The organism is Paenibacillus caseinilyticus (assembly GCF_027533645.1).
Taxonomy (GTDB): domain Bacteria; phylum Bacillota; class Bacilli; order Paenibacillales; family NBRC-103111; genus Paenibacillus_G; species Paenibacillus_G caseinilyticus.
Genome location: NZ_JAQAGY010000008.1, coordinates 89,074 through 103,555 on the forward strand (window position 1 = coordinate 89,074; position 14,482 = coordinate 103,555).

A 14,482-nucleotide genomic window follows, 5' to 3' on the forward strand; every position below is an offset into this window, starting at 1 on the left:
ATCCTACAGGAATCCGTTGTCGCTCAAAAAATCGGCCGTCAACCGGCCGCCCCTATGCCCTCTACCCACTCCGGGCGCACCGCCAAAGCCGAGCAGCCGCTCGATATACTTGCCGAGCACGTCCGCTTCCAGGTTCACTTCGTCCCCGGGTTTCTTGTGCTGCAGCACGGTCTCGGACAGCGTGTGGGGAATGATGGAGACCGAGAATTCAGTGGTGCCCGACTCGACTACCGTTAAGGAAATCCCGTCGATCGTGATAGATCCGTGGGGAAGCACATACTTCAGCACCCCCGGTTCCTTCGGAGCCACCCGGAAGACCACCGCATTGGCTTCAGCCGTCCGACCGATGATGGTTCCCGTCGCATCGACGTGGCCCTGTACGATGTGCCCGCCGAACCGGCCGTTCGCCGCCATGGCGCGCTCCAGATTGAGCGGAGCTCCTGCAGCGAGTCGCTCGAGGTTCGTCCTGCGGAACGTCTCGGGCATGACGTCGACCGTGAACGAGCCGGAATCGAAAGCGATGACCGTCAAACATACCCCGTTGACGGCAATGCTGTCCCCGAGCCGTACGTCCTCCAGCACGCGGGATGCCGCGATAGTGAGTACCATCGCCTCCCCCTGCCGGGCGATCCGGCGCAGCGTTCCGATCTCTTCAATAATGCCTGTGAACATGCGTTATTCCTTCCCTTCGCCGCCTGGGGATGAGCCTCGGACTCCATCCTCCCCGGCAGCCTCATAGCTAGGATACCCTGTGAAGCATACATCTTCCCCGAAGGTCTCGACCTTCATCCGATCCAGGCGGATCGCCTGCCGCATCGCCCGGAATCCATCGAAGTCGAAGGTGCCGGGCGCCGCGGCGCCGCCGCCGATGATCTTCGGAGCGAAAAAGAGCACGAGCTTGTCGGCGAGCCGATGCTGCAGGAACGCGCCCGCCAGCTTGCCCCCCGCTTCTACGAGAACGGAGCCGATCTCGAGCTCTCCGAGCCGCTCCATCGCCATATCCAGGTCAACCGCCGGCCCCTGGCCGCACTCGATGACCTGCGCGCCGAGCGCTTCGAGCTCGCGCCGCCGCACTTCGGGCGCTGCTGCGGTGGTGAGCAGGATCACGGGCGCCTCGCGGTCCTGCAGCAGCTTCGCGTCCAGCGGGATGCGCAGCATCGAATCCGCGATAATGCGGACCGGCGACAGCCCCGGCACCGGCAGCCGCGTCGTGAGCTGCGGATCATCGGCCAGCACGGTACCGACGCCCGTGAGGATCGCCTGATGGCGGTGACGCAGCGTATGGACGTAGCCCCGTGCCGCCTCGCCGGTAATCCACTTGCTGTCGCCTCCCGCCGCAGCCGTCTTGCCATCCAGCGTGCTCGCCGTCTTGACGGTGATGAAGGGCCGTCGCGTGACGATGTACTTGTTGAACGCTTCGTTGAGAGCCTCTGCCTCTGCCGTCAGCACGCCCTCGGTCACTTCAATGCCCTGGGTCCTCAAGCGGGCGAGACCGCTCCCCGCGACGAGCGGATTCGGGTCCACGGCCGCGACCACCACCCGCTTCACGCCTTCGCGTACAAGCCGGTCGCTGCACGGGCCGGTGCGCCCGTGGTGGCTGCAGGGCTCAAGCGTGACATACGCCGTGCTTCCCGCCGCCTCGGCTCCGGCCATCGTCAAAGCATGGATCTCGGCATGGGCCTCGCCCCGCTTGAGATGGGCGCCCATCCCGACCACGCGCCCGTCCTTGACCAGTACGCAGCCGACGACGGGGTTCACCCCGGTCTGCCCGGAGGCTGCACCGGCCAGCTGCAGGGCCAGGCGCATATACATTTCGTCATTCATGATGTTCATGCTTGTCTTGTCCCCTTTCCTCCGTACACGCGAACAACGCAAGAAAGCCCCTCCTGCCGAAGCAAAGAGGGGCTGTAGGATAGCGGCGGAACGGCGAAACGGAAAAGTTCGAATACACCTGCGCCGGATTAAAAAAAAATCCAGTATACGCATGCGGCAGCTTGGTTTAAGCTATCCGGTCAAGAAGCATGACAGTACACGGGGACAACGGCCCCCCTTCCGTGTGCACCGAAGCAGACTGCGCTTATACACGCAGTCTACCGGTACCGACGGACGGGCTCCGTACCGCCCTGGCACGCAGCATGCTTCCACCGGACTTTCGATCCGATTCGCTTCCCCTTCTCCCATCCAGACTATACTGTCGGTCTCGGAATTGCACCGAGTCAACCGGCATCCGTGCTTCCTAAGAAGCACTGCGAATGCGCGGGTCACGGACTGAGTACGGCCAGCGCCCAACTGCAGCAAGGCAGTCCATCACCGCCGGTAGGGAATTTCACCCTGCCCCGAAGGTTCAAGCTATATGATAGTACTACGTACTGCTTATTACACTTCAACTACCTGAACGGACTCCATTTTCTCGCGTCCTTTGAATTCGTCCACATGCTCCATACCCTGCACAACCTTGCCGAACACCGTGTGCTGGCCGTCCAGATGCGGCTGAGGCGCGTAGCAGATGTAGAACTGGCTTCCGCCCGTGTTGCGGCCGGCATGAGCCATCGCCAGGGTGCCGCGCTCGTGTTTGTTCGGGTTGATCTCGCAGTTGATCGTGTAGCCAGGGCCTCCTGTGCCGGTTCCTTGCGGACAGCCGCCTTGAGCGACGAAGCCCGGAATGACACGGTGGAACGGAATGCCGTTATAGAAGCCGGAGTTCGCCAGCTTCTCGAAGTTCGCAACCGTATTCGGCGCATCCTTGTCGAAGAGGTCGAGAACGATCTCATTGCCGTCGGTCATCTTGATGATTGCTTGTTTTGCCATAGTATGTACGCTCCTTCGAATCCGTGGATTTCATCGTATGGGTGGCCGTTCTTACGGCCGATCTCCTCTATTCTACTATGAAACGGGCCCAGGCACAAATAGACCCCAGCGCCGCTTCCTTCACAGCAGAATCCGGCCGGTCCGCAGCTAATGGCGGCGGCCGGAAACACACCTGCGAATTAGAGGCTTTTGGCGGCCGTACGCCGCATCCTCTCGGGAATCACGTCGTTGCCTACCAGATTCTCATAGGTTTCACGCTGCACGACCACTTCCGCCTGGCCTTCCTTCACGAAGACGACCGCCGGACGGCGGATCCGGTTGTAGTTGCTCGCCATTGCATAGTTGTAGGCTCCCGTACTGCCGACAGCCAGCACGTCACCGGTCCGCACAGCCGGCAGTTCCACGTCCCAGATCAGCATATCGCCGCTCTCGCAGCATTTGCCCGCGATGGAGACGAGTTCGTCCGAGGCTTCGTCCGCCCGGTTGGCGAGCAGCGCTTCGTACTTCGCATCGTACAGCGCCGGACGCGGATTGTCTGTCATCCCGCCGTCGACGGCCACATACTTGCGCACGCCCGGAATATCTTTGTACGTCCCTACCGTGTACAGCGTCGTTCCGGCTTCGCCGACGATACTGCGCCCCGGCTCCGTCCAAATCTCCGGCAGCGGATACCCGTGGCGGCTGAACGTCGTCTTCACAGCCTCCGTGATCGCACGGACGTATTCAGCCACCGCGAGCGGCGTGTCCCCGCTCACATAGCGGATACCGAAGCCGCCACCGAGGTTGACGACCGGGAAGATAACGCCGAGCTCTTCGCGCATCTGTACGGCGAAGTTCGTCATTTTGTCCACAGCCAGCTCGAAGCCGCCGACCTCGAAGATCTGCGACCCGATATGGGAGTGAATGCCCAGCAGCTCGACATGGGGCAGTGCGGAGGCCGTGGCCACCGCTTCCCGGGCCGCTCCGTTGCCGAGGTCGAAGCCGAACTTCGAGTCTTCCTGGCCAGTCGATATGAATTCATGCGTATGCGCGTCCACACCCGGCGTAATCCGCAGCAGAATCTTCATCCGCTGTTTTTTGTCGCCGGCCAGGCTGTTCAGCATCGCCAGTTCTACAAAATTGTCTACGACGATGCAGCCGATCCTTGCATCGATCGCCATCTCCAGCTCTTGAGGCGTCTTGTTGTTGCCGTGGAAGTGAATCCGCTCCGCCGGAAATCCGGCCTGCAGTGCGGTATACAGCTCACCATCCGAGACGACGTCGAGCGACATCCCCTCTTCCTCCACGATCCGGCACATGGCCATTACGCAGAAGGCTTTGCTCGCATAAGCCACTTGAAATGGCAGGCCCGAAGCCCGGAAGGCATCCACGTATTCGCGGCAGCGCTGACGGATCAGCTCTTCGTCCATGACATACAGGGGAGTGCCCCACTGCCGGGCGAGATCGACCGTATCGCAGCCCCCGATTTCCAAGTGTCCCTGCCCATTGATCTTGCTTGTGCCGTGTAGATACATCGTGCGCTGCTCCTTCTACCCTCGAAGACCACCCGCCGTCCGGCGGATGCATATGGATAATAAAATAAAGTCCCATCGTTTTACACTACATTAAAAGTACCATATGTCCCCCGTGATGACAATATCCAAAAGAATGGCCGGAAGCCGCGCCCCAGCGGCAAAAAGAGCCCCTCCCGGGACTCTATAAGGCGCAATGGCCGCGGCGCGAATATGAGGCCTTTCCTGCCAAATGCGCTTCCCCTCCTACTTGGCAGGCTGTCTGGTACGGTCTGTTGTCTTATTAAGACTCATACGGGACTTCATCGAAAGGAAGGGACGCCGCACCACAATATCCATCATCGCCTTCGCGTTGAACGGGATGAACGGCCACATATAAGGCGTGTTATAGGAACGCTGCAGCGTAAGGAACACGACCAGGAACGTGGAAGCCAGCACGAACCCGGGAACCCTGAATATCGCGGCAGAGAACAGCAGCGCGAGCCTTGAGAGGCGGTTGGCCAGCGACAACTCGTAGCTCGGGGTAGCGAAAGTGCCCACTGCTGCCACGGAGAGGTACATGATGACCTCATTGACGAATAATCCCGTCTTCACCGCTATGTCCCCGATCAGGATGGCCGCCACCAGACCCATGGCGGTAGCCAGCGGAGTGGGCGTATGGACAGCCGCCATCCGCATGAGATCAATCCCCAGCTCGGCGATGAGGAACTGCCCGAGTATGGGGATCAGTGCATCCTTCTGCGGGCCGATGAATTCCAGGCCTACCGGCTTGAGTTCGGGCGAGGTTACGATCAGGTACCAGAGCGGGAGCAGGAAGATGGACGCCGCGATACCGGCGAAGCGCACCCACCGGAGATACGAACCCACAAGCGGCGTCTGCCGGTACTCCTCCGCATGCTGGACATGGTGGAAGAAGGTGGTCGGAATAATCATGACCGAAGGCGATGTATCCACCATGACAATCACATGGCCTTCGAGCAGATGGGCCGAGACGACGTCGGGTCGTTCGGAATAACGAACCATCGGATACGGATTCCATCCCTTGCCCACGATGGCCTCCTCCAGCTGTTTTTCCGCCAGCGGGAGTCCGTCGACCGCTACGTTCTGAATCTTATCCTTGACCGACTCCACCAGTTCCATATCGCAGATATCGGAGATGTAGGCGATACAGACATCGCTCTTCGTCCGCTGGCCCACCTTCGTCAGCTCCAGCTTCAGTCGCGGGTCGCGGATACGGCGGCGCACCAGGGTGACGTTGGTCATGAGCGTCTCGACGAAACCGTCGCGCGAACCGCGTACGACCCGCTCGAGATCCGGCTCCTCCGTCCCTCTCGCCGGGAAGCTCTTCGCATCTACGCATATCGCCTCTGTGTGGCCCTCGAAGAAGAACGCCGTGCCGCCGGCCCCGACAGCATCTATGACTTTGCTCAGCTTGTCGGCCTTCTCCACTTGGATGTGCGGAATCAGCGCTTCATCGAAGAGTTCCATGACACCAAGGCCGCCGTGCTTGCTCTCTTTGCTCTTTTGGCTCTCTTGGTCCTCCCCGGCCCCTCCGGCTGCCCGGTCTACTCCGGCGTGCCCGGCTTCCTGCCTGCCCTTGAGGTCTTCTCTGTCGTCAAAACCCTCATGGCGCTTGCCGTTCCCATAGTCGGCATACGACAACCGCTCCAGCACAGGGATCAGGGCCGAATCCTTAGCGAAACCGTTATAATAGAAGATCCCCGTCTTTTGCCCTCCGAATATCATCTCCCGGAACACGACGTCAAAACTCTTATGGAGCCCGACCTGCTCTTCGAGCACCCGCTTAAGCTCCTCGAAATCCGTCGGGATGGCCGTTGCCTTCTTTAATTCTTCCTCATGAGGCGTCAGCTTCTTCTGGGCTTTCAGCGACTGATCTCCCTTCCCGCCTTTGGCCTCCTGACGAGGCTCTTGTTTCCCCTTCTTCGCGTCTTTCGCTTCCAGACGCTCTTCGGGCTCCCTTCTGTGGGCATGGATGATATTCCCTTCCTTATCAATTTCCAGCTTTTCCACCAGTTTTTCCTTCAGTTCGGCATACATCGTATCCGGACCCTGCTGAGCCTCCGGGCCCCTATGCAACTCACCATGCGATTCTTCTTCTCTGCCGCCTCCGAGCGGAATGCTCTTGATGAGCTTGGCGCGTTTCAACTGCTTCGGCATCGTGCCGCACCTCCTGTTGTATCGTCTTTGTCTATGTAACTCCACTTTCCCGTTAGCCGATGACCCCCAGCCACTCGATCAACGAACCGAGCACCTTCCCTAGAATCATGGCCATGAGCAGCCAGACGATGTAAGGCTCCATCCCGATCCGTTTGGCCAAGATAGGCAGTACGTTGATGACTTCGGTCAACGCCGCCGCCAGCATGCCGACAAAACATCCGGCAAACAAGCCGAACAAGGAAGCAGCCAGCGGGAAGAGGCCATATTCCCAGTCAAAGAAATCCGTCAATGTAAAAAAAATAGCTCCGCTGACCACCGCACCCTCGTACCAGCGGATTTGGGCATAGGACCGGGTAATCTGGGCCAAGCGGGGGATGATGTCAAGCACCACCAGGAAGGCCACCAGGCCGCTGCCGACCGCAAGTCCTCCCGCCAGTCCGATGAAGCCAAGGATGGCCCAGGTCAGGACAGCGCTCATCCTCCCCCCTCCTCCCGCTCTTTCTCCTTATAGATCCGGTGATACTCGTCGGTAATGACGTAATGGTTGACATTCTCCTGGTACATGAACATCTCGACTTCGAGCGGACTCGGCTCTTCATTGAATTTTTTCTTGAACAAGTGATTGAAGAACACGATCATGCCGAGGCCGATGCCGACCGAATAGGGGATCTGGAGAAGAAGCGGGTGAGCCGATTCCCTTCCTGTCAGCAGCTTGTAGATATGCTGGTGCACCTGGGCCATGCTGACATCCGCATGAAAATTCATGATCGCAAGTCCCGATCCCACAAAGAGCAGCAGCCATACCATCGCAAGCAGCAGCATGTTCGGCGGCCGGGTCTTCTCCCCGATCTCGATGAGCGTATGCGGTTCCCCGAAATACTCGACAGCCAGCTCCGGGTACCTCCCCTTCACCTTCTCCACAATGAGCATCATGTCGATCAGGACGACCGATCCGTCCGCTTCCCTCGGTTCGTAGAGGACCATGCTCCCCAGTTCTTCCTCGCAGTCCAGCCCGGTAAGAAGAAGCTGGGCCACCTGCCCGAGCAGGACCGGCTCGCCGCGCCCGATCCTCCGGTTCTTCCGGAGACGGATATAGAGAGACGGCACCGAAGCAGGATGCATCTCAGAATTCCTCCCTTGCCAAGCTTTTCGCTAGTTACCCGTAGTATGAGCCCGGTACAGGAGGATAACCGCAGGGAGTCTTTCCAAAAAATAACGGAAGCCTCTATCGCATAATCTGATGGGACTTGGCGAAAAGTAACAAAAAAACGTTGCTTGATCACACTCTTCCTACCGCGAATCTCAAGTAAAGGTGGCTTTCTTCATGGAAAAGACGGCTCTGACGCTAGTCATCATTGGGGCACTGAACTGGCTGCTTGTGGGATTGTTCCAATGGGATCTGGTCGCCTCTCTCCTCGGCGGGGACACACAGCGGGAAGCCTCCGGCATCTCGCGGCTCGTATATACATTCGTCGGGTTGGCCGGCCTCTACTGTACCAAGCTGCTGTTTCGCGAAGATTCCAGAGCCAGGTAACCTCTCTGTCTGATCCCAAAGCAATGATGTTATTCCCGCTAGTTGTTCCCGCTAGTTGTTCCCGCTCCCTGCCCCGCGCACATGCACACCAAAAACCGCGGCGCCTGTGGGGCATCGCGGTCTTTGGGCAGCCGGTGAGGCCGCCATCACGCACGCTATTGGGCTATCTGATTCTTGATGGACTGCAGAATTTTCTTCTCGAGCCTCGACACCTGCACCTGTGAAATGCCGAGCCGGCTGGCGACCTCTGACTGCGTCTGATCCCTGAAGTAGCGCAGATAGACAATTAGCCGCTCCCGCTCGCTCAGCGAGCCGATAGCCTCGTTCAGAGCCAGCTTGTCGAACCATTTGTCCTGCGTGTCGTCGGCAATCTGATCCATGAGGGTGATCGGATCCCCGTCGTTCTCGAATACCGTCTCGTGTATCGAGGACAGCGGTTTGTTCGCCTCCTGGGCGAATACCACATCCTCCGGGGTAATGCCGAGCTCCTCCGCCACTTCCTTGATCGTCGGCAGCCGCCCCAGCGTCTTCGACAGCTCGTCGCGCGTCTTGCGGATCTTGTTCGCAAGCTCCTTCAGGGACCGGGATACCTTCAAGGTGCCGTCATCCCTCAGGAAGCGCTGAATCTCGCCGATAATCATCGGCACGGCGTAGGTCGAGAACTTCACGTCATACGACAGATCGAACTTGTCGACCGACTTGAGGAGCCCGATGCAGCCGATCTGGAACAGGTCTTCCGCTTCGTATCCGCGGTTCAGGAACCGCTGGACGACCGACCAGACCAGCCGGATGTTGCAGTTCACCAGCGTCTCCCTCGCAAGGGAATCCCCGGATTGGCTCAGTGCGATGAGCCGTTTGACTTCGGTATCGTCCAAATAGGTATGGGAAGCTTTCTTCAAATCCACATCCATGAGATCAGACCCCTAATTGAATAAGGCTTTTTTCGATTCGATTCGCTTCTTCATCTTGATAACCGTTCCTTTGGAAGGAGCGGAGACGACGTCTATCTCATCCATGAAATTCTCCATAATCGTGAAGCCCATCCCCGAGCGTTCGAGCTCCGGCTTCGACGTATAGAGCGGCTGCTTCGCCAAGTCGAGATCCTCGATTCCGCTGCCTTCGTCTTCCACCCGGATCATTACCGTATCCCCGTCAATCTCCGCGGAGATGGTGACGATGCCGTCGGGCCGGTTGTCATAGCCGTGAATGATCGAATTCGTGACAGCCTCGGAGACCACGGTCTTGATATCCGTCAGCTCGTCCAGCGTAGGATCAAGCTGGGAGACGAATGCGGCGACGGTGACCCGGGCGAACGACTCGTTCTCGGAGCGGCTGGCGAATTTCAACGTCATGAAATTACGCTCTCTCATAATGCAACCTCCAGACTTTGCAGCGCCCTGCTTTCGTTATCTTCGATCGATAGAATCTTGAACAGCCCCGACATCTCGAAGAGCCGGTATACGGAAGGATTCACGTCGCATACGACCATCCGTCCGCCCTTGGCCGTAATCAGCTTGTACCGGCCCAGGATGACGCCGAGCCCCGAGCTGTCCATGAAGGACAGATGCTTCAGACTCAGAATGATGTGAGAGGCATTCCCCCTCATGATCGCTTCTTCCATCTTTGTTTTGACCGAGTCGGCCGTATGGTGGTCAAGCTCCCCGTTCAGGCGGACAATCAGCGTTTTGCGGTGATGTTCCAGTTCGATTTGCAGACTCAGGACCCTTCACTCCTTCCGGTTCATAGCCACTAGTTTCTACGCGGCGGAAACCTTTTCCTGCACCCCCGACAAAACTAGAAGAAATGCGCCACAACTAGAAGAAAAGCGACAAAGCCTCTGCAGTCCGCGCGGTAAGCCCGCAAACCATGCGGAATGCCGCCACCCTTATAGGACCGCCAAAATACACAAAATCCCCGCTGAACCACTCTTCTGCGGGGACTCTTGTTGGTATGGGTTTAGTCTAGGAAAAACATCTTCTTGGCCGTGCGCTTCGTCAGCGTCCACCATCCGGCTTTCTTGACCTCGACCGGGGATTCCAGCGGGAATTCACTCATGACTTGATCACCCTTATAGACCACAATCTTCCCGATCGGCTGCCCTACGGCCACCGGTGCCTTGAGGTCCGGCAGCAGCTGCACCTCGTGGCGGATGCCGTCAGCCGCTTCGCCTTTCTTCAGGAGCAGGGAATACGAATGCTTGGCGGTCAAAGGCACAACCGGCACTTCGCCCTTGCCTACCTTCATCTCGCCGATAGCATCGCCAGTCCTGTAGATCGGGAGATTCGTGTATTGCGAGAACGAATAGTCGAATAGTCGCGTGACCTCGCTATTGCGCGTCTTCGTATCCGGCTCCCCCATCACGACGGCGATCACCCGAAGATTGTCCCGCTTCGCGGTGGCCGAGAGACAGAACTTGGCTTCGCTGGTGTACCCGGTCTTCAGACCGTCAGCGCCGCTGTAGAAGCGGACCAGCTTGTTCGTATTGACGAGCCAGAAGGGCTTCGGGGTGTCCTTGCGCAGATAATCCTGATACTGCCCCGTGAACTTCGTGATTTCCTCGTGCTTCAAGAGCTCCTTCGACATCAAGGCGATATCGTAGGCGGACGATACGTGGCCATCGGCCGGCAGGCCGTTCGGATTGACGAACTTCGTGTTCTTCATGCCGAGCTGCTGCGCCCTCTCATTCATCAGACGGACGAATGCTTCCTCGGAACCGGCGATCTTCTCGGCCATGGCTACCGACGCATCATTGCCTGAAGCCATCGCAATACCCTTCAGCATATCCTGGACGGTCATCTCTTCGCCCGGCTCCAGGAAGATTTGGGATCCGCCCATCGAAGCCGCGTATTCGCTTGTCGGCACTTTATCGTCCATCTTGATCTTACCGGCGTCGAGCGCCTCCATCGTAAGCAGCATCGTCATGATCTTCGTGATGGAAGCCGGCGGCAGCTTGGCATCCTTATTCTTATCGAAGATGACGGTGCCGGTATCCGCATCGATAATGACGGCGGACGAAGCGTTCGGCGCCAGATCGACCTGCGCCGGGCCTTTGCCTTCTTCAGCAAGCGCCGCTGGCAGCGCCAGCATCAGCAAGAGCTGGGCGGACACGAACCATTTGAGTACTTTGGAGATCATACCTGTTCTACCCCTCCTGGCTATAGCTACTGGAATTTTAGAACCTACCTCTCAGTGTTAACCGTTTGCGTGCAAAATATTCCAGTCATCTCTACCGGATTGTGCCGGGCGGCACTGCTGCATCAGGGAATGCCGTCTTGACGAGGCCCGGAAACTCCCGGTTAAAGCCCGGTGCGCTGCGGCCTTCCCGGACGTTCTCGGTGTAGGACTGCAGCCGCCTGAGGAACGAGGCTTGTGCGGTAACGTGTACCGCCCGCACCTCCGTACCGCTCAGCCTTACGGCTTGGTCGATCCGCTCCCGCAGCTCGGGGGTCAATTCGCCCTCCGGCTCGTCCAGCGCAACGGCCGCATAAGCCTCCCGGCGGTGGACAACGACGCAAGCTTCGTTCACGCCGGGGACGCTCGCGACGGCGGAGGCGGCTTCGCCCGTCGGGACGATGTCCTCCTCGCGCTCGGACAAGGCTGACGGCTGCCTGCCGCTTACCTTCGTGCCGATGCTCTGCGCCCGCATGCCCTGCACCTCGGGCTGCCGGGGCAGCTGTGCCGTGCAGCCCTGAAGCCATGCGGCTGTCAGGAGACATCCGCAGAGGGCGGCAAGCCTGCTGCCCGGCCGGGCTGCCTTCATGGAGCGGCTGCCAAGGGATGCCATGCTTGCCTTCGCTTCCTTCCTCTTGTGGAATGGAGTTCCATAAAAGGTAGTATGCTTCCTTCCCAGCCAAGGCATTCATGCGTCATCCCAGGGCCAAAAAAAAGAAAGCCCCGGAAACCATTCCGGAGCTTTCTTAGCTTAAGGCTTATTCCACTACAAACTTCGCATGCATGTCAGGGTGGCCCGGGCCGCATGGCAGGGCGCAAATCACTTCGTACTCGCCCGGCTTATCGAACGTAAAGTCAGCCGTTTTGGTGTTGGCGTCGAGCTTCACGTTAGTGCCTGCGATCGAAACCGCATGAAGGCCTTCCTTGTTCACCAGGGAGAGCGTTACTTTCTCGCCGGCTTTGGCTTTGCCCGAAATTTCGAACTTGTAGTTCGAAGCGTTGAACTTCAGAGACGGACCGGCTGTCGCTTCCTTGGCCAATTCGGCTTGACGAGCCGAAATGTTCTGGAACAGCACGCCCGTACCGAGAAGACAAGCGACGATGAACAGTGAGAACATGATCCACTTTTGCATAGGTATTCCCCCCTTACTACGGTAAAGACGTATAGTAGTATTGTACAAAAACCAAGCCGTATTACACATGCCTTTTGGAGCCATACACGTGAAAAATTTGTGACAAATCGCCCGGTCCGGGCGGACAGCCATCATTCTTTTGACATTTTAGCACAAAACCAGCGAACAGCCAAACGTACCGGTCCCCCCATGGAGAGTTACCCTAAACTGATGTGTTGTCCGTAAGGTACTTTACCCGGTGAGTTTAGGATTCCCGGAACCGAGATAAACGGCTTCGCCGTCCTTTAAGGACAATGCGCATTTTTTTAGAAAAAGGAGATTCAGGAAGGAGCTCCGGTAGGATATAAGTTCTAGTATTAGCAAAAAACCTGCTCCGCTAGGGAACAGGCCTGAGTCAACGAGCCAGAAAGCGTTATCACCGGTAAACCGTGCTGCGGATCTGGAATGCAGAGCTGCGCGGCGCCGCTTTGGCTTCCTTCTCCTTCAATACACGCAAATCCGTAACGATGCGTACGCGGCATGTGCAGCAGAGATGGTGCTGCCGGATTGGGGCTTGGCAGGAATTGCAAGGGTATGTCAGGGCCGGATAACTTGCCAGATGAAGGCGGTTCTCCTTCAGGAACGCCGTAATTCGCTTGAGCGGTACACCGGTACCTGCAAGCAGCTCCTCGGTCGTCGCTTTCCGGTTCCCCCGCAAAAAGGCTTCGCAGCGGCTGAGCTCCGTGTCCAGCGACCGGCAGCAGTCCTGGCACAGCTCGCGGATATTCTTCTGGTATACCTGACCGCATTGGGGACAATTCGCTACCTTCAGCATCGTCATGGCCGAGCCCTTCTTTCTCTGTATGTGGGGTAACTTGATTGTTCGTCATTCATTTAATAGTTCTATGTACCCACATTGTAGCACAAGATACCTACCAATAACAGAGGGGATCACATAAAAATCCCGATGTAAGTTTCTGTCTGGCTAATTTCATGTTCACCAAGTCATACTAAAGTTGCAGGATGATCGCGATACTTGTCGCCGGGAGGTGAGCTTATGGCGAAGCAGCAAGGGCACGGCAATCAGAACACGACGACCCGATCCGATGATAAAGGGGCAGGCAAGTCCAAATAAATACCGGTCTCCACGCCGGCTCACAGCAAAAAGGCTGCCTTCGCTCTTCGTGAGCGAGGGACAGCCTTTTTTTATTGTACCAGACTTGCTCTCTCTGCAGCTTGCTACATCCTTGCAATAATACCAAGAACGAGCTTCAGGAACTTCTGCTTGACGCGGTCTGTCGTTTCCATGACTTCTTCATGGGAGAGCGGCTGGTCCAGAATGCCGGAAGCCATGTTGGAGATACACGAGAAGCCGAGAACTTCGATTCCCGCATGCCGGGCCACGAGAACCTCGGATACGGTGGACATCCCAACGGCGTCCGCGCCAAGCGTGCGCATCATACGGATCTCGGCAGGTGTCTCGTAGGATGGGCCGAGAAGCCCGATGTAGACGCCCTCCTGCAGCTTCAGCCCCTGCTCGCCCGCCACCTCATGCGCCAAGGCACGAAGCCGCTTGCTGTAAGCTTCGGACATATCCGGGAAACGCACGCCGAGTTCGCTGTGATTGGGCCCGATGAGCGGGTTGCGGGACGTAAAGTTGATATGGTCGCTGATGACCATGAGGTCTCCGGCTTCATAGCTCGTATTGACGCCCCCAGCCGCATTGGTTACCAGCAGCTTCTCCACGCCCAGTTCCTTCATGACACGGACCGGGAACGATACGGTTTCTACGCCGTACCCTTCGTACATGTGAAACCGTCCTTTCATCAACAGGACGTGCCGTCCTTCTACGGTGCCGAGCAGCAGCTCGCCCGCATGTCCTTCCACGGTAGATACCGGAAAGTGCGGAATCTTATCATACGGGATCGTAACCGCATCCTGGACGAGATCGGCGAGAATGCCGAGACCCGATCCAAGGATTAAAGCGATCTCCGGGCGGGCCGGGTACGCCTCGCGTATGAATGCGGCGGCTTCCTTGATGTTCTGCAGTACATTCGTTGCTTCCATTCGAATAGCAGCCTCCTTGAATAACGATTATGTAAGTGTAAGTAATGAAAAGCCGTACAATCTAGTCGTACGATGTGCCCCCAAGCCCGTAAGCTTAGGCA

The 14,482-nt window shown here is 57.8% G+C and carries 16 protein-coding genes and 1 riboswitch; of the genes, 1 reads left to right on the plus strand and 15 read right to left on the minus strand.

What is annotated here, in order from left to right:
- Positions 1-3 precede the first annotated feature (3 nt).
- The 7 genes from ribE to O9H32_RS14005 all read right to left on the minus strand — a co-directional run bounded on the left by ribE (position 4) and on the right by O9H32_RS14005 (position 7,619).
- Positions 4-672, minus strand: coding sequence for a riboflavin synthase (gene ribE, locus O9H32_RS13975; RefSeq protein ID WP_269866724.1), 669 nt, complete (start codon positions 670-672; stop codon positions 4-6).
- 3 nt (positions 673-675) lie between these two features.
- Positions 676-1,833, minus strand: a complete 1,158-nt coding sequence (gene ribD, locus O9H32_RS13980; RefSeq protein ID WP_269866725.1) for a bifunctional diaminohydroxyphosphoribosylaminopyrimidine deaminase/5-amino-6-(5-phosphoribosylamino)uracil reductase RibD — start codon at positions 1,831-1,833, stop codon at positions 676-678.
- 332 nt (positions 1,834-2,165) lie between these two features.
- Positions 2,166-2,348: riboswitch (FMN riboswitch) on the minus strand.
- 28 nt (positions 2,349-2,376) lie between these two features.
- Positions 2,377-2,808: a peptidylprolyl isomerase gene (locus O9H32_RS13985; RefSeq protein WP_269866726.1), complete on the minus strand. Its 432-nt coding sequence runs from the start codon at positions 2,806-2,808 to the stop codon at positions 2,377-2,379.
- Between the two features lie 179 nt (positions 2,809-2,987).
- Positions 2,988-4,322, minus strand: coding sequence for a diaminopimelate decarboxylase (gene lysA, locus O9H32_RS13990; RefSeq protein ID WP_269866727.1), 1,335 nt, complete (start codon positions 4,320-4,322; stop codon positions 2,988-2,990).
- 243 nt (positions 4,323-4,565) lie between these two features.
- Positions 4,566-6,497 carry a spore germination protein gene (locus O9H32_RS13995; protein ID WP_269866728.1) on the minus strand — a complete coding sequence of 644 codons (1,932 nt, stop codon included), beginning with the start codon at positions 6,495-6,497 and terminating at the stop codon, positions 4,566-4,568.
- Positions 6,498-6,549: 52 nt separating this feature from the next.
- Entirely contained in the window at positions 6,550-6,975 is a 426-nt protein-coding gene (locus O9H32_RS14000) for a stage V sporulation protein AB (protein ID WP_269866729.1), read from the minus strand.
- Positions 6,972-7,619, minus strand: a complete 648-nt coding sequence (locus O9H32_RS14005; protein ID WP_269866730.1) for a stage V sporulation protein AA — start codon at positions 7,617-7,619, stop codon at positions 6,972-6,974. The genes O9H32_RS14000 and O9H32_RS14005 overlap by 4 nt, the downstream gene beginning before the upstream one ends.
- A 202-nt stretch (positions 7,620-7,821) precedes the next feature.
- Here O9H32_RS14005 and O9H32_RS14010 point away from each other — a divergent pair, with 202 nt between their 5' ends.
- Positions 7,822-8,031, plus strand: coding sequence for a DUF378 domain-containing protein (locus O9H32_RS14010; RefSeq protein ID WP_269866731.1), 210 nt, complete (start codon positions 7,822-7,824; stop codon positions 8,029-8,031).
- Positions 8,032-8,186: 155 nt separating this feature from the next.
- Here the strand turns inward: O9H32_RS14010 and sigF are convergent, their stop codons facing one another.
- From sigF to O9H32_RS14050, 8 genes are all read right to left on the minus strand, one after another.
- The gene (gene sigF, locus O9H32_RS14015; protein ID WP_269866732.1) at positions 8,187-8,942 is read right to left on the minus strand and encodes an RNA polymerase sporulation sigma factor SigF; all 756 of its coding nucleotides are present in this window, start codon (positions 8,940-8,942) and stop codon (positions 8,187-8,189) included.
- Between the two features lie 12 nt (positions 8,943-8,954).
- Positions 8,955-9,401, minus strand: coding sequence for an anti-sigma F factor (gene spoIIAB, locus O9H32_RS14020; protein WP_269866733.1), 447 nt, complete (start codon positions 9,399-9,401; stop codon positions 8,955-8,957).
- A complete protein-coding gene (gene spoIIAA / locus O9H32_RS14025; RefSeq protein WP_269866917.1) occupies positions 9,398-9,751 on the minus strand; it encodes an anti-sigma F factor antagonist in 354 nt (117 codons plus the stop codon). Before spoIIAA ends, spoIIAB begins: the two co-directional genes overlap by 4 nt.
- A 236-nt stretch (positions 9,752-9,987) precedes the next feature.
- Entirely contained in the window at positions 9,988-11,166 is a 1,179-nt protein-coding gene (locus O9H32_RS14030; RefSeq protein ID WP_269866734.1) for a D-alanyl-D-alanine carboxypeptidase family protein, read from the minus strand.
- 91 nt (positions 11,167-11,257) lie between these two features.
- Positions 11,258-11,815, minus strand: coding sequence for a YhcN/YlaJ family sporulation lipoprotein (locus O9H32_RS14035; protein ID WP_269866735.1), 558 nt, complete (start codon positions 11,813-11,815; stop codon positions 11,258-11,260).
- Between the two features lie 145 nt (positions 11,816-11,960).
- The gene (locus O9H32_RS14040) at positions 11,961-12,335 is read right to left on the minus strand and encodes a cupredoxin domain-containing protein (protein WP_269866736.1); all 375 of its coding nucleotides are present in this window, start codon (positions 12,333-12,335) and stop codon (positions 11,961-11,963) included.
- 415 nt (positions 12,336-12,750) lie between these two features.
- A complete protein-coding gene (locus O9H32_RS14045; RefSeq protein ID WP_269866737.1) occupies positions 12,751-13,155 on the minus strand; it encodes a flagellar protein in 405 nt (134 codons plus the stop codon).
- A 398-nt stretch (positions 13,156-13,553) separates the two neighbouring features.
- Entirely contained in the window at positions 13,554-14,381 is an 828-nt protein-coding gene (locus O9H32_RS14050; protein ID WP_269866738.1) for a purine-nucleoside phosphorylase, read from the minus strand.
- Positions 14,382-14,482: the final 101 nt, after the last annotated feature.

Excerpts from the sequence above, each read along its gene's own strand:
- ribE (WP_269866724.1), bottom strand. The coding sequence starts at position 672 with ATGTTCACAGGCATTATTGAAGAGATCGGAACGCTGCGCCGGATCGCC.
- ribD (WP_269866725.1), bottom strand. The coding sequence starts at position 1,833 with ATGAACATCATGAATGACGAAATGTATATGCGCCTGGCCCTGCAGCTG.
- O9H32_RS13985 (WP_269866726.1), bottom strand. The coding sequence starts at position 2,808 with ATGGCAAAACAAGCAATCATCAAGATGACCGACGGCAATGAGATCGTT.
- lysA (WP_269866727.1), bottom strand. The coding sequence starts at position 4,322 with ATGTATCTACACGGCACAAGCAAGATCAATGGGCAGGGACACTTGGAA.
- O9H32_RS13995 (WP_269866728.1), bottom strand. The coding sequence starts at position 6,497 with ATGCCGAAGCAGTTGAAACGCGCCAAGCTCATCAAGAGCATTCCGCTC.
- O9H32_RS14000 (WP_269866729.1), bottom strand. The coding sequence starts at position 6,975 with ATGAGCGCTGTCCTGACCTGGGCCATCCTTGGCTTCATCGGACTGGCG.
- O9H32_RS14005 (WP_269866730.1), bottom strand. The coding sequence starts at position 7,619 with ATGCATCCTGCTTCGGTGCCGTCTCTCTATATCCGTCTCCGGAAGAAC.
- O9H32_RS14010 (WP_269866731.1), top strand. The coding sequence starts at position 7,822 with ATGGAAAAGACGGCTCTGACGCTAGTCATCATTGGGGCACTGAACTGG.
- sigF (WP_269866732.1), bottom strand. The coding sequence starts at position 8,942 with ATGGATGTGGATTTGAAGAAAGCTTCCCATACCTATTTGGACGATACC.
- spoIIAB (WP_269866733.1), bottom strand. The coding sequence starts at position 9,401 with ATGAGAGAGCGTAATTTCATGACGTTGAAATTCGCCAGCCGCTCCGAG.
- O9H32_RS14030 (WP_269866734.1), bottom strand. The coding sequence starts at position 11,166 with ATGATCTCCAAAGTACTCAAATGGTTCGTGTCCGCCCAGCTCTTGCTG.
- O9H32_RS14035 (WP_269866735.1), bottom strand. The coding sequence starts at position 11,815 with ATGGCATCCCTTGGCAGCCGCTCCATGAAGGCAGCCCGGCCGGGCAGC.
- O9H32_RS14040 (WP_269866736.1), bottom strand. The coding sequence starts at position 12,335 with ATGCAAAAGTGGATCATGTTCTCACTGTTCATCGTCGCTTGTCTTCTC.
- O9H32_RS14045 (WP_269866737.1), bottom strand. The coding sequence starts at position 13,155 with ATGACGATGCTGAAGGTAGCGAATTGTCCCCAATGCGGTCAGGTATAC.
- O9H32_RS14050 (WP_269866738.1), bottom strand. The coding sequence starts at position 14,381 with ATGGAAGCAACGAATGTACTGCAGAACATCAAGGAAGCCGCCGCATTC.